Origin of the sequence: uncultured Zhongshania sp. (assembly GCF_963975605.1) — a bacterium.
Classification (GTDB): domain Bacteria; phylum Pseudomonadota; class Gammaproteobacteria; order Pseudomonadales; family Spongiibacteraceae; genus Spongiibacter; species Spongiibacter aquimaris.
This window is the reverse complement of the sequence record NZ_CAXBHN010000002.1, coordinates 196,106-221,976: the sequence shown is the minus strand read 5'-3', so window position 1 is coordinate 221,976 and position 25,871 is coordinate 196,106. Positions and strand designations below refer to the sequence as shown.

Below are 25,871 nucleotides of genomic sequence, written 5' to 3'. Positions count from 1 at the left end.
CTAATGAGGTAGTACTGCATGTGTGGCATCGCGGGTATAGTCGCTAAGACTAATGTAAACCAGGATTTGTACGATGCGTTAACGGTGCTGCAGCACCGTGGTCAAGATGCTGCTGGTATCGTGACATTTGAGCATGGAAAATTAAATCAACGCAAAGGCAATGGTTTAGTTAAAGATGTTTTTCACACGCGGCATATGCAGCGTCTATTGGGCAATATTGGCATTGGCCATGTGCGCTATCCAACCGCGGGTAGTTCAAGTCCCGCCTTGGCGCAGCCTTTTTACGTTAACTCGCCATACGGAATCAGCCTTGCCCACAACGGCAATTTAACCAACGCTGCTGAGCTGTCAAAAGAATTATTCCAATCTGATTTGCGTCACTTGAATACTGAGTCTGACTCCGAAGTATTGCTGAACGTGTTCGCCCATGAGCTGCAAAAATTGGGTAAATTAGTGCCGACTGCTGACGATGTGTTTGCTGCGGTTAGTGGCGTGCATTATCGTTGTAAAGGTGGTTATGCGGTTGTCGCGATGATCGCAAACTACGGCATTATTGGCTTTAGAGACCCCAATGGCATCCGCCCCCTGGTTTACGGCGTGCGCGAATCTGCGCAAGGTAAAGAGTATATGTTGGCGTCTGAGAGCGTGGCTCTCGATGGTTTAGGCTATAAATTAATTGGCGACGTTGCACCCGGCGAGGCGGTCTATATCGAAACCAATGGTGAGATTCATGTTCGCCGTTGCGCGGAAATTAGCGATTACCGCCCCTGTATTTTTGAACACGTCTACTTCGCACGACCAGACTCGATCATGGATGGCATCTCGGTTTATAAATCTCGTCTACGTCAGGGCGAGCGTTTAGCAGAGAAGATTTTGCGCGAATATCCGGATCATGACATTGATGTTATCGTGCCGATTCCAGATTCCAGTCGTATCGCTGCCCAGTCTATGGCGGCAAAATTGGGTGTTAAATTCCGCGAAGGTCTGGTGAAAAATCGCTACATTGGTCGCACGTTTATCATGCCCGGCCAAAGTGCACGCAAAAAATCAGTCAAACAAAAATTGAACGCCATTGGTTTGGAGTTTAAAGACAAGAACGTCATGTTGGTAGACGACTCTATCGTCCGTGGCACGACCTGCCAGCAAATTATAGAAATGGCACGCGATGCGGGCGCACGCAAAGTGTATTTTGCTTCCGCCGCGCCGCCGGTGCGTTACCCCAATGTTTACGGTATTGATATGCCCTCAGCTGAGGAGCTCATTGCACACGGCCGCACGCCAGACGAGGTGCAGACGGAAATTGGCGCCGACTGGCTGCTTTATCAGGACCTTGATGATTTGGTGAGTTGTTCCTCAGAAGGTAATCCCAAAATTACGCATTTCGAGTGTTCGGTATTTGACGGCAATTACGTCACCGGTGATGTTGATCAGGCCTATTTGGATAAGCTTGCAGCAGATCGCAATGACGACTCTCAAAGTGAGCGAAATGCGGTTATCGGTGAAGGTGCCTTGATTGGCCTGCACAACGACGTATCATAAGAGACGACGTAATATTGCGAGCTGAGTGGCGGAGAGAGCAACAATAATGACCGAGCAAGACTATCTGGCGCAGCGCCAAGCGGTATTGGCAGAGGCTGAGCTTGACACGCGCGCGGTGCGCGCAGGTCAGGTACGCACCGCCGAGGGCGAACACGCTGAGCCTATTTTTATGACCTCAAGCTATGTGTTCGCATCAGCAGCTGAGGCGGCGGCAAGATTCTCAGGCGAACAAGCCGGCAATGTTTATTCGCGTTATACCAATCCTACCGTGCGGACGTTTGAAGAGCGCATAGCCGCTTTGGAAGGCGCGGAAATGGGCGTCGCTACTGCGTCGGGTATGGCCGCAATACTAAGTACCTGCATGGCCTTGCTTCAGTCAGGCGATCATATAGTGTGTTCGCGCAGCGTATTTGGTACAACCACCGTTTTACTGACAAAGTATCTTGCTAAGTTAGGTATTGACGCGACCTTTGTGTCGCCGATTGATGTGCAGCAATGGCGCGATGCGATACGCCCGAACACTAAAATATTGCTGTTGGAAACGCCTTCCAACCCGCTGTCTGAGATTGCGGATATTCGCGCCTTGGCGGACGTAGCTCATCAACATAATGCCTGGCTAGTAGTTGATAATTGTTTTTGTACTCCGGCACTGCAACAACCCTTGGCACTGGGTGCTGATATCGTTGTGCATTCTGCGACCAAGTATCTTGATGGGCAGGGGCGCGCTGTGGGTGGTGCGGTCGTCGGTCGCAGAGAACAGATGAATGAAGTGCTTGGTTTTATTCGTACAGCGGGTCCTAGTATGAGCCCATTCAATGCATGGGTTTTCTTAAAAGGCCTAGAGACCTTGCGCTTGCGAATGACGGCACATAGCGCTAGTGCACTTGCATTGGCGACGTGGTTGCAAGAGCAAGCTGGTGTCAAAAAAGTGTATTACTCCGGGCTGCCCGATCATCCTCAGCATGCGCTTGCGGCATCGCAGCAAAAGGCGTTTGGCGGTGTGCTGTCCTTTGAAGTTGGCAGTGACAAAGATGCCGCTTGGCGATTTATAGATGCGACCCGTTTAGTTTCTATAACGGCTAATTTGGGTGATGCGAAGACCACTATTGTTCATCCGGCAACAACCACTCACGGTCGTCTTAGCCCCGAGCAGCGTCAGCAAGCTGGTATTGCTGATAATTTGATTCGAGTGTCTGTCGGTTTGGAAGATATTGAAGATTTGCGAAAAGATATGCAGCGCGGTTTGGGCGCGCTGTAATACATGGATATCTTCGCGCAGGTTATCCAAGAGATATCTAAAGTTGTGCTGGGCAAAGATAGGCAGGTGCGCCAAGCACTTTGCTGTCTGCTGGCGAGAGGGCACTTGCTGATAGAAGATGTGCCTGGTGTGGGTAAGACAACCTTGTCGCAAGCTTTCGCTAAAGTGACGGGGCTAGATTATCAGCGTATGCAATTTACCAGTGATCTATTGCCCTCTGATATTCTTGGGGTGTCTATTTTTGATCGGAATAGCAACGCCTTTCACTTTCACGCCGGCCCGGTTTTTACCCAATTTCTATTAGTCGATGAGATAAACCGCGCAAGCCCGAAAACCCAAAGTGCTCTGTTAGAAGCAATGGCTGAAAAGCAGGTTACTATCGAAGGTGAGACGCGAGTTCTGCCTGCCCCATTTTTCGTTATGGCAACGCAAAATCCGTGGTTTCAATCAGGTACATTTCCATTGCCGGAATCTCAGCTTGATCGTTTTCTAATGCGCATCTCGCTGGGTTACCCGGATGAATTGTCAGAGCGACAGTTACTTGCGGGGGGGGATCCCCGTGCCATTATTGGCCAATTGCGAGCCTTACTCAGCGCAGAAAAAATTATTTCCCTACAGGCGATGGTCGATAAAATTGAGATTCGCGATAGTGTTATATCCTATGTGCAGAGGCTAATCGCTTTCACTAGGCAGGATTCCCATTATGCTTTCGGGCTTTCTACTCGCGCCGCATTGGCATTGATACAAGCGGCAAAAGCGTGGGCAATGTTAGAGGGGCGCGAATACGTTTTGCCGGATGATATTCAATTTTTATTGGAACCGGTCGCCGCTCACCGTTTAAAACCAGCGGCGGACAATCAAAATGATGGCCCTGATTTAATACGGCGTTTGTTGTCACAGGTGCCGGTAGTGGTGTAATTATGGCGGGCAAAATGACAGCGTTTGTTCGTCGCCGCTTTGACGCTTGGTTAGAAAAGCGCAGCCCACCTTGTAGTCACGTAGAACTCAATCAACGCCGAATTTTTATTATTCCCTCCCGCGGCGGCGCTGCCTACCTGGTCATGCTTCTCGGCCTCCTTATACTGGCTATCAACTACCAAAATAATCTGATTTTTGCGCTGACCTTCTGGCTCTTCAGTCTTCTTCTGGTCGCGATTCTTCACACCTTTGCGAATCTAGCTGGAATAACCCTGCGCGCCGGGGCAGCGGAGCCGGTGTTTGCCGGTCAATTAGCTTCGTTTCACTTACATCTAGAGGCGGGCGGACGGGATAGACATCGATTGTATTTGGGGTTTACCGAGCAGGCCGCGGTGACGTGTAGCCTCGATGCAAAAAAAGGGGGTAGCAGCGTAATTCTAAAGTACCCAGCGCTTAAACGCGGTGCCATGCGGCCGAGTCGTATGACTATTACCACCCGTTATCCTTTAGGTATATTGCGCTGCTGGAGTGCGCCTAAACTTGATTGGCATTGTCTTGTTTATCCCCAGGCGCGGCTTTTGCGGCCTTTAGTGAATAGCGCTGCAGAAGGTGAGGGCAGTATTCCCGATATTAGCCGAGACGGAGATGAATTTACTGGCTTCCAGCTTTATCAGCCTGGCCAGCCACCCCGCCGAATTTTTTGGAAGGCTTACGCCAAAGGGCAGGTTTTGCAGACTAAGCAGTTTGAACAATCGCAATCTGATGAATTAATACTGGATTGGAATGAGCTTGAGGGCCTTGGGGTAGAGGAACGATTGAGTACCTTGTGCGCCTGGGCTCTGGATTGTAATACCCGAGGGTTATCCTTCGGCCTGCAAATGCCTGGAGTAAAGATCTCTGCAGCAAGCGGCGGCGATCAGTTGACCCGTATTTTACGTGCATTGGCTTTGTACTAGTGTCCCTTAAGTTAAGTTCATCGCCATTCAGAATGCGCAATCAGCCTCGAAATAAGGCGCAGCCTGCCGCCCATAGCGGGCCTATTGGCAAGGGCTGCAACGCAGTAGCGGGGCTGATTGATCATTCCCGCAGGGCGCCTCCCGTGTGCCTTGTGGGCGGCATTGCACGCCTTGAAAAGGGTGGCACCCTTACCGGCGAGCGCGCCTTGGCACAAGGCATACGGGAGACGCTGAGAATCGACGAACTTATGTTAAGGGACACTAGCGTGAAGACCTTAACTAGAACGAGGCAGAGGTCATGAACGCAGCTGAAAACCGTCATGCTGTTGTCTGGTTATTGCTCGCACAATTATTGGCGATACTTCCTTTAGTTGCGGTACTGCCGCTGTGGATTATTGCCGTGTGGGTGGCGTCAGCGTGGTGGTATTGGCGGATAATTTCGGCGGGGTGGTCGTTCCCCATAGGTGCGGTGAAAGGCTTGTTGGCTCTCGCAGCCATCGTCGGTGTTTATTTTTCGTTTGCGTCGCTTTTTGCCATTGAGGCGATGGTGGCAATACTTGTCCTCGCTGTCATTTTAAAGTTGCTGGAACTCAAAACCGAGCGAGATCACTGGCTAGTGCTTATGCTCAGTTATTTTGTAGTTGCCTGCAATTTGCTATTTTCCCAGCAAATAATTGATGTCTTACTCAGTTTGCTGCAGGTCGCGGCCTTACTCGGTGCTCAGCAAACTATGAATCGAGATAAAACAGCAGTCACTACGATGTTGCGATCGGTAGGGCTGATGGCACTGCAATCTCTGCCGTTGATGTTACTCCTATTTGTGATTTTTCCGCGCATCGGGCCGCTCTGGACAATGCCATTGCCCGGAGGGCAGGGCAAAGTCGGTATGTCAGACTCCTTAGAATTTGGTGACATCGCAAAATTAAGCCAGTCTGGCGAGTTGGCTTTTCGAGTTCGTTTTGACGGTGAGCTGCCGGATCTAGCATCGCTGTATTGGCGTGGATTGGTTCTTGATGAGTTTGATGGTCGACGCTGGAGTCGAAATACATGGTCAGCCCGAAATAAAATCTCGCAAGCTGCTCTTTCAGAACCTTTTGTATCTTACACAGTGACCCTGGAATCTGCCTTACACCAGTGGTTTTACGTCTTACCACTAGGCAAGATTGATCGCGACGACGTTTACTATTCAGCTCAGCACCAGTGGCTGAGTAAAAAGCCTATTAACGGTCGCGTAGAATATTCTGCTAAGAGTAATTTTGATCAGCCGCTTATGGATGACTCGGGCGGTCAGCGTCAAAATTTACAGCTGGGCAGTCGTTCAGAAAATTCTCAAGCGCGTGCTTTAGCTGCGCAATGGCAAGAAAAATTTTTAGAGCCAAGGGATCGAGTGAGTGCCGCGATTGCGTTCTATAAAGCAACTCCCTTTGTGTACACCCTGACTCCGCCGCTATTGGGACAAAATAACGTTGATGAGTTTTTGTTCAATACTCAGCAGGGCTATTGCGAGCATTTTGCTGGCAGCTTTGTCTATTTAATGCGAGCAGCGGGTGTGCCTGCACGGATTGTAGTGGGTTATCACGGCGGTGAGTTCAATAAGCGCGATGGCTATTTACTGGTGCATCAATCTGACGCTCATGCATGGGCTGAGGTTTGGTACGAGGACGAAGGGTGGGTGAGAGTTGACCCTACGGCGACAGTCGCCCCTTCTCGTATACGCCTCGGTGCAGAAGCACTATTGAGTAGACAGAGCGGCTATTTACAAGACTCACCGATGTCGCTAAGACGATTTGAGTGGGCCACTCGCCTGCGTTATTTTGTCGATAATATGAATTATGCTTGGGCTCGATGGGTGTTGAATTTTGACAGCAATATCCAAAACAATTTTTTGCGGGGAGTGCTTGGGGAAATTAGTCCCCAGCGTATGTTGATTGCGGTTATGCTAGTGGGTGGTTTACCGTTAGCGATTGTCGCCTTTTTTAGTTTGCGCCTACCTACGAGGCAGAGTGAGGATTTGGCTGCGCGATATTACTTGGCGAGCTGCAGGGCGTTGGCGAGACGGGGTGTTCCAAGATTGGCTGGCGAAACCCCCGAGGATTTTTTACGCAGAGTGATGTTTGAATATCCCGTTTGGTATGAATGGCTGGCGGTGCAAACACGTTTATTTAGTGAGTGTAGTTATTCTTCGGCTGGTGGTGAAAATTATCAGCGGAGTTTGCGAAAGTTGAAAACATATCGACGTCCGCGAAAATGGTTGGACAAGTCAGCTATTAAAGCATTAGAGGGTGAGTGAAGTGATTACCAAAGTAGTACTTGTTGTCGTTGTTGTTGCGCTAATGATTTATTTAAATCGAATTGTGACCGGTATACTGCTGCAGTTTGCAAATAAAAATCGAATATCTGCACTGCGTTTGGGCTATGTGAGAAAAGCGGTGAACATCGGTTTTTTACTGATGGGCTTTATTTTCACTTGTTTTCTTTTTGGCTTGGGCTATCAACAAGTCTTTATATTTATGTCGTCTTTTTTGGCTGTGTTGGGTATTGCTCTCGTAGCGCAATGGTCGATTCTCAGCAATATTACGGCAGGTGTGATTATCTTTTTTGCCTTCCCTTATCGTATCGGCGATCGAATCAAAGTTGTCGATAAGGATGATGATATTAGCGGCAAAATTGTGGAAATAGCGCTGTTTCATGTGCTGATTCGCCGAGATGACGGCAGCACAGTAACTTACCCAAATAGTATTATTCTACAAAAGGCTGTGATTCAACTAAACGGTTCTAAAAATACTGAGGTTGAAGCTTTCAGCGAAGATAAGTGTTAATCATTAACGGCTTATTGATACTCGGTGTGAGCCCCTCTGTAGTGCTGTGGTGGCAACTCCGATAACCTAACCTGTGCCTTGCTATGCTCGGTAGGATTTGTAAAACATTTCTGCACACTTTTCCGCGTAGAGATGTAGATCGGAATCTGATTTTAGCTTTTCTAACCCAAGTAGGCTGCGAAATTGAGACTCACATACCACCATGGCGATAAGTTGGCTTGCCGCCGTGTCAATATCGTCGATTTTTAAAGTTGATAATTTGTTTTGCTCCGCTAAATAGGCGTTGAGCTGGCTTCTTATTTTTTGAGGTCCTGCCTGCCAATATAAGTCGCTCACTTCTGAACGTCCGGCTTCGGCGACACAAACCCTAAACATACCGATTGCATCGTCACTTATGAGTAGGGCGGCGAGGTGAGTGCAAAAAAAACGCAAGTATTCTTCGCAGTGCATTGCGCTTGGTATTTTGTTGGGCGCAAGGTCGTATTCTTCACATTTACAGTCAATGGCGGCGGTAAATAATTGCTGTTTATTTCCAAAATGGCTGTACACCGTTTGCTTTGATACGCCCGCTGATTTGGCGATTTCCTCCATGCTGACTTTTTCAAAGCCATTCACGATGAATAGCGCTCCTGCAGCGTCAATAATCTGATTACGCTTTTCTTCGCTTTTTAGTCTAACGCGTTTTTCTTGCACGGTGTTGTTTGCCTTCTTTCAATATGTTGCGCGACGACGGATGTTGCTGAACTGTAATACTAATTTATCTAAAATAGACTAGACAGTCTAGTATGGTTTATTTATATTCGAGCGGTTCACACTATATCGAGTTTTGTTTATGCAGCGTTTTATTATGTTGGCGTGTTTTTTCGCGACAGCTTGGCTCACGCCACCCGGCGCACTCGCTGAAATCACCGTTCATCGTGTTAGTAGCGCAGTAATAGAGCGGCTACCGGCGTACGAGGCACAGCGCTTATTTGCAGGCAGAGTAGTGGGCAGTCAGCGGGCTGATATTGGCTTTGAGCTCGACGGGAAAGTTGCCGAGGTCTCGGTGGAAGACGGCCAACAAGTAAAGGCAGGGGACGTTCTTGCGCGCCTTGATACTCGATCTTTAGAAATAGAAAAGTCAGAATTGCTTGCCGCGCAACAAGAAGTTAGCGCGAGATTAGAGCAATTAGAGAAAGACGTTATTCGGTTTCGTAATTTGCGTGAGAGTGGCTACGTATCGGCAGGCCAGCTTGATGAATTAACTTCTCGGCGTAGTGCGACCGAGGCTCAGTTGTCACAGGTTGATGCCCGTCTGAGAGGTGTGGACTTGCGAATGAAAAAGTCTCGGATGACGGCACCCTTTAGCGGCGAGGTATCTACTCAGAATTTAGAAGAGGGCGTGTTGGTCAGCGCCGGACAGCCCTTGATGCAGTTAGTTGTTACTGGCAGTACCGAGGCGGTGTTTGGTATCTCCGATCGTTTAGGTCGAAATCTTAGCTATGGTCAACAGTTAGTGATTTCTGGTGACTTTGGCCGGTGGCCGGTATCTGTCATTTCCGTAGCTCAAAATTTAGACTGGCGAACTCAGACACGTACGGTGCGGGTTCAATTACCGCCCGAGACGTCTGCGGTTGATGGCAATACTACCTATTTGCACTTCCCTGAAAAGCGGCAGGTTGCCGGATTTTGGCTGCCATTGTCGGCTCTGTTAGAAGACGTTCGGGGAACCTGGGCGGTCTATTTTCTCGCTCCCGCAGATGACGGTTTGTATCAATTAAGAAAGCGTTCGGTGCAGCCGGTTTTTCAATACCAAGGTCGGGTCTATGTCGATGGTGAGTTACAGACCGGCGATCGGGTGGTTACGGCAGGTCTACACGGCCTTTCGCCGGGGCTGCATGTCAGCCTGGCGGCTGAGTAATTCGATATGATCTCTAAAATGCTGACTAATCCTCGCATGGTTGCGCTTCTGATCGCCTTGATACTGGTGGCTGGTCTTGCTGCTGTGGCCAGTTTGCCGCGACTTGAGGATCCCCACCTTGTAAATCGTCACGCAATACTAGTGACGCCCTTTCCCGGCGCCAGCGCAGAACGGGTGGAAAGCCTGATTGCTGAACCACTTGAAAATGCTATTCGTACGGTGCCTGAGGTGCTTCATATCACCGCCCATTCTAGTGGTGGTGTGTCTGTGATTGTTGTGCAGCTAGAAGATGCTGTATTGCAGGAGGATGGGGATCAACTCTGGGCTGAGTTAAGAGACAAAATTCAACAGACTGCACGTCAACTCCCTGATGGCGCGGGCGAGCCGTATTTAGACACCGACCGCCACTCGGCGTTTACGTGGATTGGCGCGTTAATGTGGGAGGGAAGCGGGTCAGCAGATTTATTGCGCTTGGGTCGTTACTCCGATGAGTTGGCGAGCAGGTTAAGAAACTTAACCGGTACCGACATTGTGGAGATTGTTGGTGCCCCAGCAGAAGAAGTACAAGTCAAAGTGGATGTTGTTAAGGCAGCGGCAGTTGGCTTGGATGTACCCAGAATCGCAGCAATACTGCGTGACAGTGACGCGAAAACGGCGGCCGGCGAGCTGACCAATGACCAGCAGCGTATCTCTATTGAGTTAATTGGCGGGTTTGATGCCGTTGAGCGCATTAAGCGCACCCCAATATTGACCTTTCCTGGTGGCGGATCCCTTCAGCTGCAGGATATTGCTCAGGTTTACCATGGGCAGCCAGATGTCCCCAGAGATATGGCAATAGTGAGTGGCGAGCGTGCCATCGCAATTGGGTCTCGGATGTTGCCTGATATGCGGGGTGATCGCTGGACCGCCGCACTGCAAGCAGAGGTCGCTAATTTTGCGACAACATTGCCGGATGAGATCAAACTAAAAGAACTTTTTGTTCAAGAGCGCTATAACGATGTGCGTTTGGGTGATTTAGTAAATAATATCTTGCTCGGTTTTGCGTTCATTTTCGCGATCCTACTTGTCACCCTAGGTTGGCGATCAGCTGTGATTGTCGCCCTGTCCTTACCATTGACGATGCTGTTTTCTCTGGCTTGTATGAGGATGACGGACCTACCTATCCATCAGATGTCGGTGACAGGTCTGATAGTGGCTTTGGGGATCATGGTAGACAATGCGATTGTCGTTGCTGATACCGTAATGCGATATCGCCGTGATGGCTATTCCGCTGTAGCAGCAGCGACAAAAGCACTCCGTCATCTATGGGTTCCTTTACTTGGGTCAACGTTAACAACGATATTAACCTTTATGCCGGTGGTCCTTATGCCGGGACCAGCAGGTGAATTTATAGGTCCATTAGCTCGCGCGGTTATATTTTCACTGCTTGGTTCTTGGGTGATTTCCCTCTTCATTATCGCGCCCGTGGCAGGGAAATGGCTGTCAAATAATCAGGCAAGCGGAATAGCTGCTCCGCGTTTAAATAGTTGGTTTCGTCGGTTATTGTCGTGGGTGTTACTCCGTCCTCGACGGATGATGATGGTGGCTTGCATATTACCTGTGCTGGGCTTTATTACCATTCAAACCCTGCCAGAACAGTTTTTCCCGCCGTCGGACCGCGACATGATAAACCTCGAAATTTACCTGCCAGCTGGCAGTAGTATTGAGCATACGCGGCGGGCGACAGAGCAAGTGGCTGAAGTGATAAATCGCCACCCGGAAGTGACTTCCTTGCACTGGTTTATCGGCCGCAGTGCATTGTCGTTTTATTACAATTTGACCAATACCAAAGACGGCGCATCTAACTACGCGCAGAGTATGATGACGATGGTGGACTTTGCGCAGGCCAACCGCTTAATCGCCGTATTGCAGGGGGAGCTGGATGAGGCCTTTCCCGATTATCAAATTATCGTGCAGCGTCTCTCTCAAGGGCCACCGGCCAATGCGCCGGTCGAGCTCCGTTTGTATGGCAGCAGTTTACCGCGCTTAAAATCCATGGGTGATGAGCTGCGTCGAATCGCACAGGAGACCGAAGGTGTTGTTCACGTGCAGGACACGCTTGGTCAAGTAGTGCCGAAAGTGTGGTTGGATATTGATGAGAGTGAAGCTCAGCGGAGCCAAGTTGGGCTGAAAGATGTGTCATCCTTACTCGCGGCGAGTATTGATGGCGTGGTGAGCAGTAGTATGTTGGACGGTACTCAGCAGTTACCAGTGCGTGTGTCCGGTGCTGATGTGAAAGCCACCAGTATCGATAGATTGATGACCTTTCCACTGGCACTGCCATCGGGCCCAAGGCCGTTGTCAGCTCTGGCCAATGTGGAGTTGCGGCCCGCGCAGGCTAAAATATCTCGACGCGATGGCCGGCGGGTAAATATGGTGGGGATATTTATTCGAGATGATGTACTCCCCTCAGAGGTGCTGGATCGCATAAAAGTCCGATTAGCGGAGGAAAATTTTGAAGTGCCAACGGGCTACACACTCGAAATTGGTGGTGAATCGGAAAGCCGTAATGAGGCAGTTGGTAACCTCATGGGCAGCGTTGGTATCATTTTTGTTCTGCTCATAGTTACCGTGGTGATGGCGTTTGACTCCTTTCGATTATCGGCCTTGGTATTTGCGGTCGCGTTTCAGTCGGCGGGAATGGGAATGCTAAGTTTGTGGCTTGGCCAGTATCCTTTTGGCTTTACAGCAATTATCGGTTTGATGGGCTTGATGGGGCTGGCAGTGAACGCAGCCATTGTGATCTTGACCGAACTTAAAGCGTCGCCTTTAGCTATGGCTGGCGATAAGGCAGAGATTGTAGATATTGTGTCGGTGTGCACGAAGCATATTAGTTCGACAACAATTACCACCGTTGCAGGACTGATTCCTTTGATTTTGTCAGGCGGCGGCTTTTGGCCGCCGTTTGCCGTGGTACTCGCAGGCGGTACGGTGTTAACCACCATTTTGTCATTGTTCTTTGTGCCCGCCGCGTTTTTGGTGCTGCGAAAGCCTTACGTGCTGAAGTATTTGCCGCAAAGATCGGGTGCCGATGCCAGTTAGTTTGGTTCTCAACCGTGTAAGTACTGGTTTGCATTTCTAGCACCGATATCGAACTTTTTCGGCTAGGCTCCTTAGTTACATGGGCGAACGTTACGATAACCTCGGTGCTTTATCGCCGTTTGTTTCCTGGATATTGTTATACTGCCGCCATTAGTGATACATGTCGAAAGAGCGTTCACTGTGTCATGTAAAAATTGAATGAGAGCGGACAATGAATTTAAACAAAGATATCCAGCAGTTAAACAATAAACTAGACCTTCTTCGACGGAAATTAGATGACGCGAAGGCCAAGGATAATCAGCCTCTGGTTCTTCAGTTTAAACGTGAGCTGGCAACAGTGAACAAGAAGATCGCCAGTATCAAAGGTATGCAGAGTCGTAATAATTCTGCTCAGGTTGAAGCTTTGAAGGCGCTGGCTTTTAATCGAGTGCTTACTAAAGTCGAACAGGCCGATATGGGCAAGTTTAAAAAGTCTGTACGCGGCCTTATCGTTGTTCATCCTTTGACAGCTTTAGGTAAGGAGATGGGCATAACGGAAGTTACCGGTTACGCACCTAAGTCATTCTAACAACTGCCAAGATAATAATGACGTTTTGAGTATTTTTTAGGGCTGCGTTTTATGTTTGTTTAGTAGGCTTTTTTAAAATACACATGAGGTTTAGCTGGCGTGTTTATCGTTCGATCCTTTAGAAATGCATCTTTTTTTCCTAGTGGTTTAAGTTTACATAAATCGCAGACGTAAAAAAGCCGCCCGAAGGCGGCTTCCTTTTAACGACTTAAGTCAAAGACTTGCGTCGCACTTACATAGTTACTTCTGTAATTTCTACCGATGCAATACGCTTGCCTTCTTCCGCACCTTTTTGGAAGGAGGCAATCTGATCGAAGTTCATGTAGCGATAAATCTCGCCAGACATGGCATCCAAATCTTTGCAGTATTCCATATACTCTGCCGGCGTTGGCAGGCGGCCAAGGATCGCGCCAACCGATGCTAGTTCAGCAGAGGTTAGGTAGACATTGGCGCCGTTACCGAGACGGTTGGGGAAGTTACGCGTAGAGGTAGACAGTACGGTTGAGCCGTCGGCAACACGAGCTTGGTTACCCATGCACAATGAGCAGCCAGGCATTTCCATACGTGCGCCAGATGCGCCGAAGATATTGTAATAACCTTCTTCCATTAGGGTGTGCTGGTCCATTTTCGTTGGTGGTGATAACCACAAACGGGTGGACAAGCTGCCTTTGTTGGCGTCGAGCAGTTTACCTGCAGCGCGGAAGTGGCCGATGTTGGTCATGCAGCTACCAATGAAGACTTCGTCAACTTTGTCGCCAGCAACTTCAGACAGCAGTTTCGCATCATCTGGGTCGTTAGGGCAGCACACAACGGGCTCTTTTAGCTGGTCTAGATCGATTTCAATAACCGCTGCGTACTCGGCATCGGCATCGCCTTCGAGCAGGCTTGGGTTCGCCAGCCACGCTTCCATATTGGCGGCGCGACGCTCTAGGGTACGCTTGTCGCCGTAGCCTTCGCTCACCATCCAGCGAAGGAGGGTGATGTTCGAACGCAGGTATTCAGAAATCTCTGGAATGCCTTGTTTGATGGTACAGCCGGCGGCAGAACGTTCCGCTGAGGCGTCAGACAATTCAAATGCCTGCTCAACGGTCAAACCGGCCAAGCCTTCGATTTCGAGAATACGGCCAGAGAAGATGTTCTTCTTGCCCTTTTTCTCAACGGTCAGATGACCTTCTTTAATGGCTTGGTAAGGAATGGCGTGAACCAAATCGCGCAGGGTAATACCGGGCTGCATTTTGCCTTTAAAGCGAACCAATACAGATTCAGGCATATCCAGTGGCATAACACCGGTAGCAGCAGCGAAGGCAACTAGACCAGAACCCGCCGGGAAAGAGATACCCATGGGGAAGCGAGTGTGTGAGTCGCCACCGGTACCGACCGTGTCAGGCAGCAGCATACGGTTCAGCCAGCTGTGGATGATGCCGTCGCCTGGGCGCAGCGATACACCGCCACGGGTCATGATGAAGTCAGGCAGATTGTGCTGGGTGTCGATATCGATTGGCTTGGGGTAGGCCGCGGTATGGCAGAATGACTGCATGGTCAAATCGGCAGAGAAGCCTAGGCAGGCCAGATCTTTCAATTCGTCGCGGGTCATTGGGCCAGTAGTATCTTGCGATCCTACCGTGGTCATTTTGGGTTCGCAGTACGTGCCTGGACGAATGCCTTCGCCTTCTGGTAAACCGCAAGCGCGACCAACCATTTTTTGCGCTAGGGTGTAGCCTTTACCTGTGTCGACGGGCTGCTCTGGCAGACGGAACAGGGTAGAGGTAGGAAGACCTAGTGATTCGCGAGCTTTAGCCGTTAGGCCGCGACCGATAATCAGGTTGATACGGCCGCCAGCGCGAACTTCGTCTAACAGTACAGGCGACTTCAGTTCGAAGGTACTCAGCGTCGCGCCTGTTTCAACATTTTTGATCACGCCGTCGTATGGGCGGATTTCAATGACGTCGCCCATGCTTAGGTCGTCAACCGGAGCTTCGAAAACCAATGCACCAGCGTCTTCCATGGTGTTGTAGAAGATCGGTGCCACTTTACTGCCGATACAAACACCACCAGAGCGCTTGTTAGGTACGCCAGGCATATCGTCACCGAAGAACCACAGTACCGAGTTGGTTGCTGATTTACGCGAAGAACCCGTACCGACAACATCGCCGACAAAGGAGATAGGGTGGCCTTTTTTCTCTAGCTCTTTGATTAGCGTTAGTGGGCCAACACTGCCTTGGACGTCTGGCTTGATGCCGTCGCGTTCCATTTTGAACATCGCCAATGCGTGCAGCGGGATGTCTGGGCGTGACCATGCGTCTGGTGCTGGTGATAAGTCATCGGTATTGGTTTCGCCGGTGACTTTAAAAACGGTATTAACGATGCTTTCCGGTACTTCGGGGCGATTCGTGAACCACTCAGCATCGGCCCAGCTTTGGATAACTTCTTTCGCCAGTGCATTTCCGGCTTTCGATTTTTCTTCTACATCGTGGAAGGCATCAAACATCAGCAGGGTGTGCTTGAGCTCTTTGGCGGCGAGTTTAGCTAAATCAGCGTGGTCGAGGAGTTCTACCAAGGTGATAATGTTGTAGCCGCCGTGCATATTGCCTAAGAGCTTAACGGCAACTTCTTTGCTGATTAGCGGGCTGCTTGCTTCGTCTTTTACCAGAGCGGCGAGGAAACCTGCTTTAACATAGGCGGCTTCGTCAACGCCTGGTGGTACACGGTTGGAGATCAGGTCAACAAGGGTTGCTTCTTCGCCAGCAGGCGGATTTTTGAGCAACTCGATTAGGCCCGCGACTTGTTCAGCGTTGAGTGGCTGGGGAACAATGCCTTGCGCGGCGCGTTCGTCGACGTGTTTCCGATATGCTTCGAGCACAGTGTAACTCCTCTTTTCAGTTTCGGTACCCGTATCCACCGGGATCGCCGGGGCCGGGGCTATCGATGCCCATCATCGATGCGAAATAGGGGGCTGCAAGTATACTGAAAAACCCTACATAGGTTAAGTGAATAAGCGCGCTTGCCTGTGCTTTGAGGGTAGCTTACTCTTTGCGCCTAAGCCTGCTGTCAAAATTGGAGCCAAATTTGTCGACCGCTATTCCCCGTGTCATTACACCCTGTACCGGCGTCTGTTCTACCGCGCTGGGCGATGATGTGTGCCGCGGCTGCAAACGATATAGTCACGAGGTAATCGACTGGAATAGTTATACCGATCAGCAAAAGCAGATTATTGATGAACGCCTGGATGGTTTCCTAATACAGGTGATGTCGAATAAATTAAGTATTCGCGATACCCGTATTTTGCAGTGGCAGTGTCAGGTTCAGCGGGTTCGCTATCCAGCTCATAAGAGCCCATATATTTGGCTGTTCCAGTTACTCCGGGCCGGCGCTGGCCAGATTAGCGACCCTGCGCAGTTTGGCTTTGTACTTGATTCGCAGTATCGGGATGTGCCCCTCTTACAGCTGCGAGACATGATAGATAAAGAGTTTTATCTTCTTTCGGAAGCGCATTATCAGCGGTATATAGGGATGTATCTTCACGCCGAGAAGTAGTTCTTTTGGTGACGCTAGCGCTACTCGGTTCTGATCCCGCGTCGGATTTTGGTATACTGCGCCGGTTTTATTAAGCCGGATACACTTCGATGTCAGTTGATATTAGCGAAATTTTAGCGTTTTTGCCCTGTGAAACCCCGCAGGGATGGGTTGACGCCGCCTTGGCTCACCCCGAAGAAATGCTGATTGATCATGCCAATTGTGAAAAAAAAGCAGCGGGTACTGCATTAAATTTGATTTTTCGCTATGTCGATAAGCCCGATTTAATGAATCGCATGTCTAAGCTCGCGCGCGAAGAACTGCGGCACTTTGAACAAGTGATGGCCATTATGAAAAAGCGCGGTATTGAATATCGGCATTTATCGTCGGCACGCTATGCCAACGGTTTACGAGCTGAGGCGCGGACCAGTGAGCCGCATAAGCTCATCGATATTTTAATTATTGGCGCCTTAATTGAGGCGCGCTCGTGCGAGCGATTTGCCCGCATAGCACCGCTGTTAGATACCGAGTTAAGCGCCTTTTATTACTCCTTATTAAAATCTGAAAGCCGCCACTTTAAAGACTATTTGAATTTGGCCGAGCGCTACGCTACCGAAGATATTGCGCCGCGAATTGCGGTGTTTAAACAAAAAGAACAAGAGTTGATTGAAACCGCTGACGAGTTATTTCGTTTTCATAGCGGGCCCTTGGCAGCTTAAGTTTGCTCGCGGCTATATTTTGTTAGACAAAAGACCCCGTTTCCATTAGCTGGCGAGCAACATCAGTAATAGAGCGCCCTTGGCGATTGGCGTTCTTGTTGAGTAGGTCGGTGGCTTGCTCGTCGGTAAGGCCATACGTGTCAACGATGAACTTCTTGGCACTGTTTAAAATTTGGCGCGCATCTATTTCAGGTTTCAGTGCCAGCACCTCAGCCCGCAAGCGATCAATGCTGTGGAAAAAGCTCAAGGTAATATCGATAAGTGACTGCAGTAAACGCGGCGGCATATTGTCTATGGCGTAAATGCTGATTCCCGCGTCAGCCGCAAGTCGATTAATACTTTCCGAGCGATTATTACCAAGTTTAATTACTGTGCGGGGATATTCTTTGTTGAGCTGCGCCAGGTGCTCAAGTGTGTCTCGGTTAGCTGAGTTGGTATCGACTAAAATGATTTCCGGGTGCATTTCACCCACAATGTGATAGATGTCGGCATGTTGATTGTTGAAATTGATTAACTCGATACCGGCCGATGCCAAAATAGAGTCAATTTTATTCGCGCGGCTATCATCAATATCAATCAGTAGTACTTTCATTTGCGCCTTCAGGCCTCTTTTTGCACGTTAATAAGTCGCAGCGCGGGGATGTCGGCCTTGGATAGGCTTTGTTGTTCCAGGTATTTAATAATGCCGCCGACACTAATTACCTGGCCATCTAAAAATTGATTGGGGCCTATTTGCAGCGACTTCATCAGCAAGTTTTTCTCATGTAAATTGCCTTCGGTTTTTCTGTCTATGCTGGGGCTTTCTAAACCAACGGCTTCGGCAGCGATGCGGAATAGCGATGGTTTATATACGGCGGCAACGGTCTCCTCGATGTTAATCGGTGTCGTTAGCTGGCCCCAGCGGTACATTTGGGAGATAAACCACTCGGCATGGTTGAGCCATGGAAAGTTTGCTGAGTACCGGTGGAATACATGGAAATCGTCAACCTTTTCTGGCATCTGCCCAAAATGCTTTAAGGATAAACCCATAAGGGAAAGCGCGACGGTTTCTTCGGGTAGGGCGATATAGGGTGCTTGGCTGATCATTTTTGCTGCGGTTTTACGGTTCTCTTTTTTATCGAGCCAAATACACGCTTTGATTAGAGCTCGTAAAATAGCCTGGTGAGTGGCGGGGTTTTCATTCGACCAACTCTCACTAACCGCAAACACTTTTTCAGGACTGTTATTCCAAAGTTGGTATTTTGTAGCCACCACGTGACCAAGTTGTTGTTGCACCGCTAAGGTGTTCCAAGGTTCTCCGACACAAAATCCGTGTATATCTCCGTCGGTCATGGCGGTTACCATTTTTGAGGGCGGAATGACCACAATTTCGATGTCTCTATCGGGGTCGATACCGGCACTAGCTAACCAGTAGCGCAGTTCATAACTTTGGGTGGAGCAGGGGTAAACCACACCGAAACGTAATTTTGGCCGCTTGGCGCGTTTATTTTCTTCAACGACGCATTGCAGTGCCTGGGCGGCAATCAATGGGCTGAACTCGCTGCGCGGATCAACGCTAAATAGGTGGTCGTAGAGGTCATTATTGACAGTGATGGCATTGCCATTCAAGTCCAGCACCATGGCGCTGATCATATCTATTCTTGGCCCGCCAACACCTAGGCGGGAGGCGACAGGAATAGAGGCGAGCATTTGTGCGCCGTCGAGTATGCCTAGACCTACTTTGTCGCGAATGCCCGCCCAAGATGCTTCCCTAGAGAGGGTTACATTCAGTCCTTCGTTGCGGAAATAGCCTTTTTCGAGAGCGATTACCAGCGGTGCGCAATCGGTTAACGGAATAAAGCCGAGACTAATGTCAGTTTTTTCCAAGCGAATACCATTTTTATTATTGATTGTGGGCATTTTAAGCTCCTGTTGCTTTTTTAAACGCTACTTCTGCTGGTTTGTTGGTGTCGGCTAGCCGTAATTCATGCGGCTTTTTTGTGCTCGTTTTGTGATCTGACTTCGCCTGCTTTTGGTGCAGGAATGTCAGTACTGCTGCGCGGTAGTGGTTGTAATCTACGTTGTCTGCTAACGCTAATCGCTCTCTTGGACGCGGTAAATCAATGCTGAGTATCTCCCCCACAGTAGCGGCAGGGCCGTTGGTCATCATCACAATTCGATCAGATAGCAAAACGGCTTCGTCGACGTCGTGAGTGATCAGAATAACGGTATTGTTCAATTCGGCTTGAATTTCCATTAGGGCGTCTTGTAAATGTGCTCGCGTAAGTGCGTCTAGTGCTCCAAAAGGCTCGTCCATAAGCAGTACTTTGGGCTCCATCGCCAGTGCCCGGGCAATCCCGACTCGTTGTTTCATTCCGCCAGAGATTTCTCCAGGCAGCTTGTGGCTGGCGTGTGACATTTGTACTAAGCCTAAATTGTACTCAACCCAATGTCGTATTTCAGCCTTGGACTTTCTGCCCTTAAACACTTGCTTGACCGCCAATTCGACATTTTGGTAAACCGTTAACCATGGGAATAATGAATGATTTTGGAACACTACTGCACGATCTGGGCCAGGTTGGTTAACTTCTTTAGACTCCAAAACAACAGCGCCTTCGGTAGCTTGATAAAGGCCGGCGACAATATTTAGTACGGTTGATTTGCCACAGCCCGAGTGGCCGATAAGTGATATGAATTCCCCTCTGGCTATTTTAAGGTCAACTTTTTCTAATGCTCTAAAGGGGCCTGTTTTGGTGGGGAAGTCGATACTGATTTGTGAAATATCTAAATAGGTAGACATGTCGTACTCCTTAAGCGCCAGCGTCGTCGTGGGCTATCATTTTGTGGAGCGTATGCATGAACGAGTCCAGTACAAAGCCAATAAAGCCGATAGTCACAACAGCGACCATTATGCGGGCGAGGGATTCGGAGCTGCCATTTTGGAATTCATCCCAAACAAACTTTCCCAGCCCTGGATTCTGAGCGAGCATTTCAGCTGCGATGAGAACCATCCAGCCAATGCCCAGTGAAATTCGAAGGCCGGTAAATATCATTGGTAGTGCGGCTGGTATGGCGATTTTCGTTACCTGAGTAAACCAGCCAAGTTGAATGACTCGGCCGACATTGATGAGGTCTTTATCAATATTGGCAACGCCAACGGCAGTATTAATGAGAGTTGGCCACATACAGCACAGCGTGACGGTAATCGCCGAGTTGATAAACGATTTGGAAAACGCGGGATCATCACTTACGTAAACAGCGCTGACAACCATGGTAACCAGCGGTAACCATGCCAGTGGCGACACCGGTTTTAATATTTGGATAATTGGTGCTATCGCGGTATTGAGCAGTGGGCTGAGACCGCAGGCTATCCCGATGGGAATCGCGATAATAGACGCCACTAGAAAGCCCGTGAAGACAGTAATTAAACTTGTAAAAATTTGATCGAAGTAGGTGGGTTTGCCGGTGTAGTCACGAATTTTAACTTCTGCGTCGGGGTTTTTTGCTAATTTGACTTTGTTGCGGTCCTCTTGTCGCTGGTAAAACGCCTCGGCTTTTTCTCGTTCCGCTAAATGTTCCTGATATAAGCCACTAGCGGCTGATGCGACAACGCCTGGCCCTGGAAAGGTACCGAGGCTGGTATCGATTTTTGAGGCGGCAGTGGACCAGATTGCTAAAAAAACGAGAATGGCAAATAGCGGTAATGCAATTAATCTAACGATTTCTTGCCCTTGTTCGCGAGGGTTTTCCCAGAAGGCGAGTTTTATTACCGGCACCATCCAGCGAAAGCCCGCCACACTCAAATAATGTAGGGTATTTTGTTTCAACATATGTGCTCCAAAATTGCCCCGCCGCGGCGGGGCAGGATGATTACTTCAGTAGATCTTTAGCTTTTAAGCCGATGCTAAATTTGCTGATGTACTCATTGGGCTTGCGACCGTCGTAGGTGATGTTGTCTATGAACTCTGATTGCGGTGGTTTGTAACCAGTTTCAGATGCGAAGTTTGGGAATTCGCTGGCGCTGACTTTACCTTCTGCAATTAGCTCTTCAGCAGCTTGTCGATAGATATCAGGGCGATACACTTTCTTGGCGATGTCCATATACCAGCTGTCAGGCTTGTGTTCGGCAATCTGCCCCCAGCGGCGCATCTGGGTTAAGTACCAAATGGCATCCGAGTAGTAGGGGTAAGTCGCGTTGTGCCGGAAGAACACGTTGAAATCGGGGACTTCGCGTTTGTCGCCTTTTTCGTATTCAAATGTGCCTGTCATAGAGTTGGCGATCACATCGTAGTCGGCACCAACGTAGCTCGACTTTGATAGAATTTTTACTGCCTCTGGGCGATTGGCGTTGTTGTTGTCGTCCAGCCATTTTGCGGCGCGAATCATCGCTTTGACGACCGCAATGTGAGTGTTGGGGTATTTTTCCGCCCATTCATTACTAACACCAAACACTTTTTCGGGATTGTTTTTCCAAATCTCGTAGTCGGTAATAACCGGTACCCCAATGCCTTTAAACACGGCTTGCTGGTTCCAAGGCTCTCCTACGCAGTAGCCGTGAATAGTGCCGGCTTCTAAGGTGGCAGGCATCTGTGGCGGCGGGGTGACCGACAGTAAGGCCTCTGCGTCGATAGTGCCGCTGGTGTCACCTTTCAGCGGCGCGTAGTAGCCGGGATGAATGCCGCCAGCTGCTAGCCAATAACGCAATTCATAGTTGTGAGTTGAGACAGGGAATACCATACCCATTTTGAAAGGCTTACCTTCACTTTTATATTTGTCGATAACAGGCTTTAAGGCGTCAGCCTTAATGGGGTGAACGGGTTTGCCGTCAGCTTGCATCGGAATATTCTTCTTCATCTCCGTCCAAACGTTATTGGAGACGGTGATGCCATTGCCGTTTAAATCCATGCTAAAGGCAGTGATGATATGTGCTTGGGTGCCAAAGCCAATGGTGGCACCCAGCGGTTGTCCCGCTAGCATGTGAGCGCCGTCCAATTCACCGTCTATTACGCGGTCAAGCAGCACTTTCCAGTTCGCTTGCGCCTCGAGAGACACATACAGGCCTTCGTCTTCGAAGTAGCCTTTTTCATAAGCGACAGCCAGCGGAGCCATGTCTGTTAACTTAATAAAGCCAAATTTTAGCTCTTCTTTCTCCGGTTCTGCCGCTATGGCAAGGCAACTTGTTGTTAATGCGATTGCGCTTAAGGTGCGGGTAAACAGGCTGTGATACCGAGGCATCGGTTCGTCTCCAAAGTAGTTAATGCCAGGCATCGATGTGATCAGCATTGATGCTTGCCATCGGTTCTATGCATGTCGAACATATGCTCGTTGCAAGGGGCGTAGAACGTTCTGAGGAGTTAATAGCAATAGCTATGCCATAAGACATAAGTTTATTAATATCATAGTCTTATCGTAACTTTTTGCCTATTGGTGAAGGGAGTTCGTGCACCGCTCTGAGGCGGATTTTGGGTGTGGTGCGCTATTTCACTTGCACAAGATCGCCTCAAATTGGTGCGATCTCTCTTTGGGGCGGGGGTTAGCTTACGATAGATGCGGAATTTAAGCTGATTTCGTTGTTGTCTACTTTTAAATACCACAGCTGGTGATCCCAGTCGCCGAGGACAATGCGCTCTGTGATTTCTTTAGTGGTGGTAATCGAGTGACGATTAGGGCGATGCGTGTGTCCGTGGATTAGTCTTGTGCAGCGGTGTTTCGCCATTTCGGCGTTAACTGCAGACGCATTCACATCCATTATATCTGTGGCTTTATTGCTATTTGATTCGCCGCTTACCATACGCATGTGTTTGGCTATCGCACGGCGTTCCGCAAGGGATTTGCTGAGCGCATCTTGCTGCCAGAGAGGGTCTCGCGCCATTTTCCTGAATTGCATATAGTCCTGGTCATCAGTACATAAACTGTCGCCGTGCATTAATAAGGTTTGTTCTCCCGCTAGGGAGATAACGCTTGGGTCGGGGAGAAGTTCGGCGCTGACGTCGCGACAAAATGTATCGCCGATTAAAAAATCGCGATTGCCGTGCATAAAATAGAGTGACGCGCCGCGATCGGTAAAATCTTTGAGGGCTTGCTTTACCGAGTTAACAAATGGTGATTCGTCGTCATCACCGACCCAGCTTTCAAAAAAATCCCCAAGGATATAGAGGTCGCTGGCATCGCTGGCGGTGGTTTTTAAAAACGAAAAAAACGCCCGGGTGATTTCCGGGCGCGATTCATCCAGATGGAGGTCTGAGATAAATAAAGTGCTCATAGCGATATCAGTCTACCCAAACCGCTTTTTCAATAATCACATCTTCTGCGGGCACGTCTTGATGGCCGGCTGCGCTAGTGGTTTTAACGCCTTTGATTTGGTTTACAACGTCCATACCGTCAACGACTTTAGCGAAAACAGCGTATCCCCAGCCTTGCATGGTTTTGCTGCTGTGGTTCAGGAAGTCGTTGTTCTTCACGTTAACAAAGAATTGTGAACTGGCTGAGTGGGGGTCAGATGTACGGGCCATAGAGAGGGTGCCTACATCATTTTTTAAGCCGTTATCCGCTTCATTTTCGATAGGGGCACGGGTTGTTTTTTGTTTCATGCCGGGCTCAAAACCGCCACCTTGCAGCATAAAGCCATCGATTACGCGGTGAAAAATAGTACCGTCGTAATAGCCGTCAACCACATACTGTTTAAAGTTTTCTGAGGTTTTCGGCGCATTTTCGAAGTCCAACTCAACCTTAATGTCGCCGAAATTTGTAGTGAAGATAATCATTTACGCTGATCTCGCTTATAACCGGAAATTAAAGCCGCTATAATACGGCTTTTGGCTGCGGGGCGAAACCGGCGCTAAACCTTTGTGTTTATCGCGTGCAGATTCCTGCGGCCTCGGCGGTTTACAGTAATTCGCCGATTTTGGACATTTGGAACCCATCAATGACTGACAATGCAGTATCCGGCAATAATTTTCTACGTACTATCGTAAAGGAAGACATCGCCTCGGGTCGTTTGAGCGGTGAACTCGTCACGCGCTTTCCACCAGAGCCAAATGGTTTTTTACATATCGGGCACGCTAAATCGATCTGCCTGAACTTTGGTCTTGCCAAGCAGTTTGGCGGGCGCTGCCATCTGCGTTTTGACGACACCAACCCAGCAAAAGAAGAGCAGGCCTATATAGATGCTATTCAAGAAGATATCCGCTGGTTGGGGTTTGAGTGGTCGGGTCCGATTCGCTATGCATCGGATTACTTCGACACCTTGTACGACTACGCACTGCATTTGGTTCGCAACGGAAACGCGTATGTGTGCGACTTAAGTGCGGATCAGGCTCGCGAGTACCGAGGCACCTTGACCGAAGCCGGTAAAAATAGCCCGTATCGCGACCGCAGCGTGGAAGAGAACCTCGCCTTGTTTGACGGTATGCGCAATGGCGAATTCGATGAGGGCAGCAGGGTGCTGCGCGCTAAAATTGATATGGCAGCGCCAAATATCAACCTTCGCGACCCTATCATTTACCGTATTCGCAAGGTGAGTCATCACCAGACTGGTGATAAATGGTGTATTTATCCGACATACGACTTTACCCACGGCCAGTCAGATGCGCTGGAAGGCATTACGCATTCAATCTGTACCTTGGAGTTTGAAGATCACCGTCCTTTATATGAGTGGTTTATCGCCAATTTGCCAGTGCCAGCGCAGCCCAAGCAGTATGAGTTTGCGCGTTTGAATGTAAATTACACCGTGACCAGCAAGCGTAAATTAAAAATGCTGGTTGATGAGAGCGTGGTAGACGGTTGGGATGATCCCCGAATGCCGACTATCGCGGGAATGCGCCGCCGCGGATTTACGGCGGCTGCGCTCAGAAATTTCTGCGATATGGTTGGTGTTGCACGCAGTGAAGGTGTGGTAGATGTCGCCATGCTCGAACACGCAATCCGAGATGATCTTGATAAAAATGCACCGCGCGCCATGTGCGTAATGGACCCGCTTAAAATTATTATTACTAACTATCCCGACGACAAAGTCGAGTGGTTAAATGCGCCGGGTCACCCCAATCGTGATGATTTGGGTGAGCGCAGCCTGCCTTTCAGTCGCGAAGTTTATATAGAGCGCGAAGACTTCCGCGAGGAGGCCAATAAAAAATTCAAACGTTTGGTATTAGGTAAAAAAGTGCGTTTGCGCAGTGCTTATGTACTGTTGGCTGAATCCGTTGTTAAAGACGCTGCCGGTAATATTGTAGAAGTGCATTGCAGCTACGATGCGGCAACCCACGGTGCTGACCCAGAAGACGGTATAAAGCCAAAAGGCGTTATTCACTGGGTATCGGCAAGTCACGGTAAGCAGGCGACAGTGCGTTTATATGACCGTCTATTTACTCATGAGTCGCCAGATAGAGGCGGGGAAGAGTTTCTTGATCATGTTAATCCAGCGTCATTGAGCATCATTGAGCATTGTTGGATTGAACCGAGCCTTGCCGACGCGGCGCCAGAGGCGAGTTTTCAATTTGAGCGAACGGGCTATTTTGTTGCCGACAAGCTTGAGCACACAAGCGGTGCGCCGGTATTTAACCGCACGATTGCCCTTCGTGATACGTGGGGTAAGGAGTCGGACGTCTGAGGTCGGATGTCTGTCG

General features: G+C 49.3%; 21 protein-coding genes. 12 read left to right on the top strand and 9 right to left on the bottom strand.

Annotated elements, in window-relative coordinates; genetic code table 11:
• The first annotated feature begins 18 nt into the window (after nucleotides 1-18).
• From purF to AAC007_RS03320, 6 genes are all read left to right on the top strand, one after another.
• On the top strand, nucleotides 19-1,539 hold the full coding sequence (gene purF, locus AAC007_RS03345) for an amidophosphoribosyltransferase (RefSeq protein WP_339674604.1): 1,521 nt from the start codon (nucleotides 19-21) through the stop codon (nucleotides 1,537-1,539).
• Nucleotides 1,540-1,585: 46 nt separating this feature from the next.
• Nucleotides 1,586-2,797: an O-succinylhomoserine sulfhydrylase gene (locus AAC007_RS03340; RefSeq protein WP_339674603.1), complete on the top strand. Its 1,212-nt coding sequence runs from the start codon at nucleotides 1,586-1,588 to the stop codon at nucleotides 2,795-2,797.
• A 3-nt stretch (nucleotides 2,798-2,800) separates the two neighbouring features.
• Nucleotides 2,801-3,715 (top strand): MoxR family ATPase, encoded by a 915-nt coding sequence (locus AAC007_RS03335; RefSeq protein WP_295871921.1) that lies wholly within the window; start codon nucleotides 2,801-2,803, stop codon nucleotides 3,713-3,715.
• A gap of 14 nt (nucleotides 3,716-3,729) precedes the next feature.
• Nucleotides 3,730-4,671: a DUF58 domain-containing protein gene (locus AAC007_RS03330; protein WP_339674602.1), complete on the top strand. Its 942-nt coding sequence runs from the start codon at nucleotides 3,730-3,732 to the stop codon at nucleotides 4,669-4,671.
• Nucleotides 4,672-4,969: 298 nt separating this feature from the next.
• Complete coding sequence (locus AAC007_RS03325; RefSeq protein ID WP_339674601.1) at nucleotides 4,970-6,961, top strand: DUF3488 and transglutaminase-like domain-containing protein; 1,992 nt, start codon at nucleotides 4,970-4,972, stop codon at nucleotides 6,959-6,961.
• A 1-nt stretch (nucleotide 6,962) separates the two neighbouring features.
• Entirely contained in the window at nucleotides 6,963-7,490 is a 528-nt protein-coding gene (locus AAC007_RS03320) for a mechanosensitive ion channel domain-containing protein (RefSeq protein WP_295871929.1), read from the top strand.
• An 81-nt stretch (nucleotides 7,491-7,571) separates the two neighbouring features.
• On the opposite strand, the gene AAC007_RS03315 is transcribed toward AAC007_RS03320, so the two are convergent.
• Nucleotides 7,572-8,183 (bottom strand): TetR/AcrR family transcriptional regulator, encoded by a 612-nt coding sequence (locus AAC007_RS03315; RefSeq protein WP_339674599.1) that lies wholly within the window; start codon nucleotides 8,181-8,183, stop codon nucleotides 7,572-7,574.
• 139 nt (nucleotides 8,184-8,322) lie between these two features.
• On the opposite strand from AAC007_RS03315, the gene AAC007_RS03310 reads away from it, so the two are divergent.
• The 3 genes from AAC007_RS03310 (at nucleotide 8,323) to AAC007_RS03300 (ending at nucleotide 13,039) form a co-directional block, all read left to right on the top strand.
• Entirely contained in the window at nucleotides 8,323-9,390 is a 1,068-nt protein-coding gene (locus AAC007_RS03310; protein ID WP_339674598.1) for an efflux RND transporter periplasmic adaptor subunit, read from the top strand.
• An 18-nt stretch (nucleotides 9,391-9,408) separates the two neighbouring features.
• Nucleotides 9,409-12,471, top strand: a complete 3,063-nt coding sequence (locus AAC007_RS03305) for an efflux RND transporter permease subunit (RefSeq protein ID WP_339674596.1) — start codon at nucleotides 9,409-9,411, stop codon at nucleotides 12,469-12,471.
• 211 nt (nucleotides 12,472-12,682) lie between these two features.
• A complete protein-coding gene (locus tag AAC007_RS03300; protein ID WP_339674595.1) occupies nucleotides 12,683-13,039 on the top strand; it encodes a YibL family ribosome-associated protein in 357 nt (118 codons plus the stop codon).
• Nucleotides 13,040-13,271: 232 nt separating this feature from the next.
• Here AAC007_RS03300 and acnB read toward each other — a convergent pair whose 3' ends face one another.
• Nucleotides 13,272-15,899: a bifunctional aconitate hydratase 2/2-methylisocitrate dehydratase gene (gene acnB, locus AAC007_RS03295; protein WP_339674594.1), complete on the bottom strand. Its 2,628-nt coding sequence runs from the start codon at nucleotides 15,897-15,899 to the stop codon at nucleotides 13,272-13,274.
• A gap of 206 nt (nucleotides 15,900-16,105) precedes the next feature.
• Here acnB and AAC007_RS03290 point away from each other — a divergent pair, with 206 nt between their 5' ends.
• On the top strand, nucleotides 16,106-16,573 hold the full coding sequence (locus tag AAC007_RS03290; protein ID WP_339674593.1) for a DUF1289 domain-containing protein: 468 nt from the start codon (nucleotides 16,106-16,108) through the stop codon (nucleotides 16,571-16,573).
• 89 nt (nucleotides 16,574-16,662) lie between these two features.
• Complete coding sequence (locus AAC007_RS03285; RefSeq protein ID WP_339674592.1) at nucleotides 16,663-17,271, top strand: tRNA-(ms[2]io[6]A)-hydroxylase; 609 nt, start codon at nucleotides 16,663-16,665, stop codon at nucleotides 17,269-17,271.
• Nucleotides 17,272-17,293: 22 nt separating this feature from the next.
• Here the strand turns inward: AAC007_RS03285 and AAC007_RS03280 are convergent, their stop codons facing one another.
• The 7 genes from AAC007_RS03280 to AAC007_RS03250 all read right to left on the bottom strand — a co-directional run bounded on the left by AAC007_RS03280 (nucleotide 17,294) and on the right by AAC007_RS03250 (nucleotide 24,014).
• A complete protein-coding gene (locus AAC007_RS03280; RefSeq protein WP_339674591.1) occupies nucleotides 17,294-17,863 on the bottom strand; it encodes an ANTAR domain-containing protein in 570 nt (189 codons plus the stop codon).
• Between the two features lie 8 nt (nucleotides 17,864-17,871).
• Complete coding sequence (locus tag AAC007_RS03275; RefSeq protein ID WP_295871953.1) at nucleotides 17,872-19,170, bottom strand: CmpA/NrtA family ABC transporter substrate-binding protein; 1,299 nt, start codon at nucleotides 19,168-19,170, stop codon at nucleotides 17,872-17,874.
• A 1-nt stretch (nucleotide 19,171) separates the two neighbouring features.
• Nucleotides 19,172-20,050 (bottom strand): ABC transporter ATP-binding protein, encoded by an 879-nt coding sequence (locus tag AAC007_RS03270; RefSeq protein ID WP_295871955.1) that lies wholly within the window; start codon nucleotides 20,048-20,050, stop codon nucleotides 19,172-19,174.
• 10 nt (nucleotides 20,051-20,060) lie between these two features.
• Nucleotides 20,061-21,080 carry an ABC transporter permease gene (locus tag AAC007_RS03265; protein ID WP_295871957.1) on the bottom strand — a complete coding sequence of 340 codons (1,020 nt, stop codon included), beginning with the start codon at nucleotides 21,078-21,080 and terminating at the stop codon, nucleotides 20,061-20,063.
• A 40-nt stretch (nucleotides 21,081-21,120) separates the two neighbouring features.
• Nucleotides 21,121-22,485, bottom strand: a complete 1,365-nt coding sequence (locus AAC007_RS03260) for a CmpA/NrtA family ABC transporter substrate-binding protein (protein ID WP_339674825.1) — start codon at nucleotides 22,483-22,485, stop codon at nucleotides 21,121-21,123.
• A 298-nt stretch (nucleotides 22,486-22,783) separates the two neighbouring features.
• On the bottom strand, nucleotides 22,784-23,512 hold the full coding sequence (locus AAC007_RS03255; protein ID WP_339674590.1) for a UDP-2,3-diacylglucosamine diphosphatase: 729 nt from the start codon (nucleotides 23,510-23,512) through the stop codon (nucleotides 22,784-22,786).
• A gap of 7 nt (nucleotides 23,513-23,519) precedes the next feature.
• Nucleotides 23,520-24,014: a peptidylprolyl isomerase gene (locus tag AAC007_RS03250; protein WP_295871960.1), complete on the bottom strand. Its 495-nt coding sequence runs from the start codon at nucleotides 24,012-24,014 to the stop codon at nucleotides 23,520-23,522.
• A gap of 161 nt (nucleotides 24,015-24,175) precedes the next feature.
• Here AAC007_RS03250 and AAC007_RS03245 point away from each other — a divergent pair, with 161 nt between their 5' ends.
• Nucleotides 24,176-25,855: a glutamine--tRNA ligase/YqeY domain fusion protein gene (locus tag AAC007_RS03245; protein WP_339674589.1), complete on the top strand. Its 1,680-nt coding sequence runs from the start codon at nucleotides 24,176-24,178 to the stop codon at nucleotides 25,853-25,855.
• The last annotated feature ends 16 nt before the right edge of the window (nucleotides 25,856-25,871 follow it).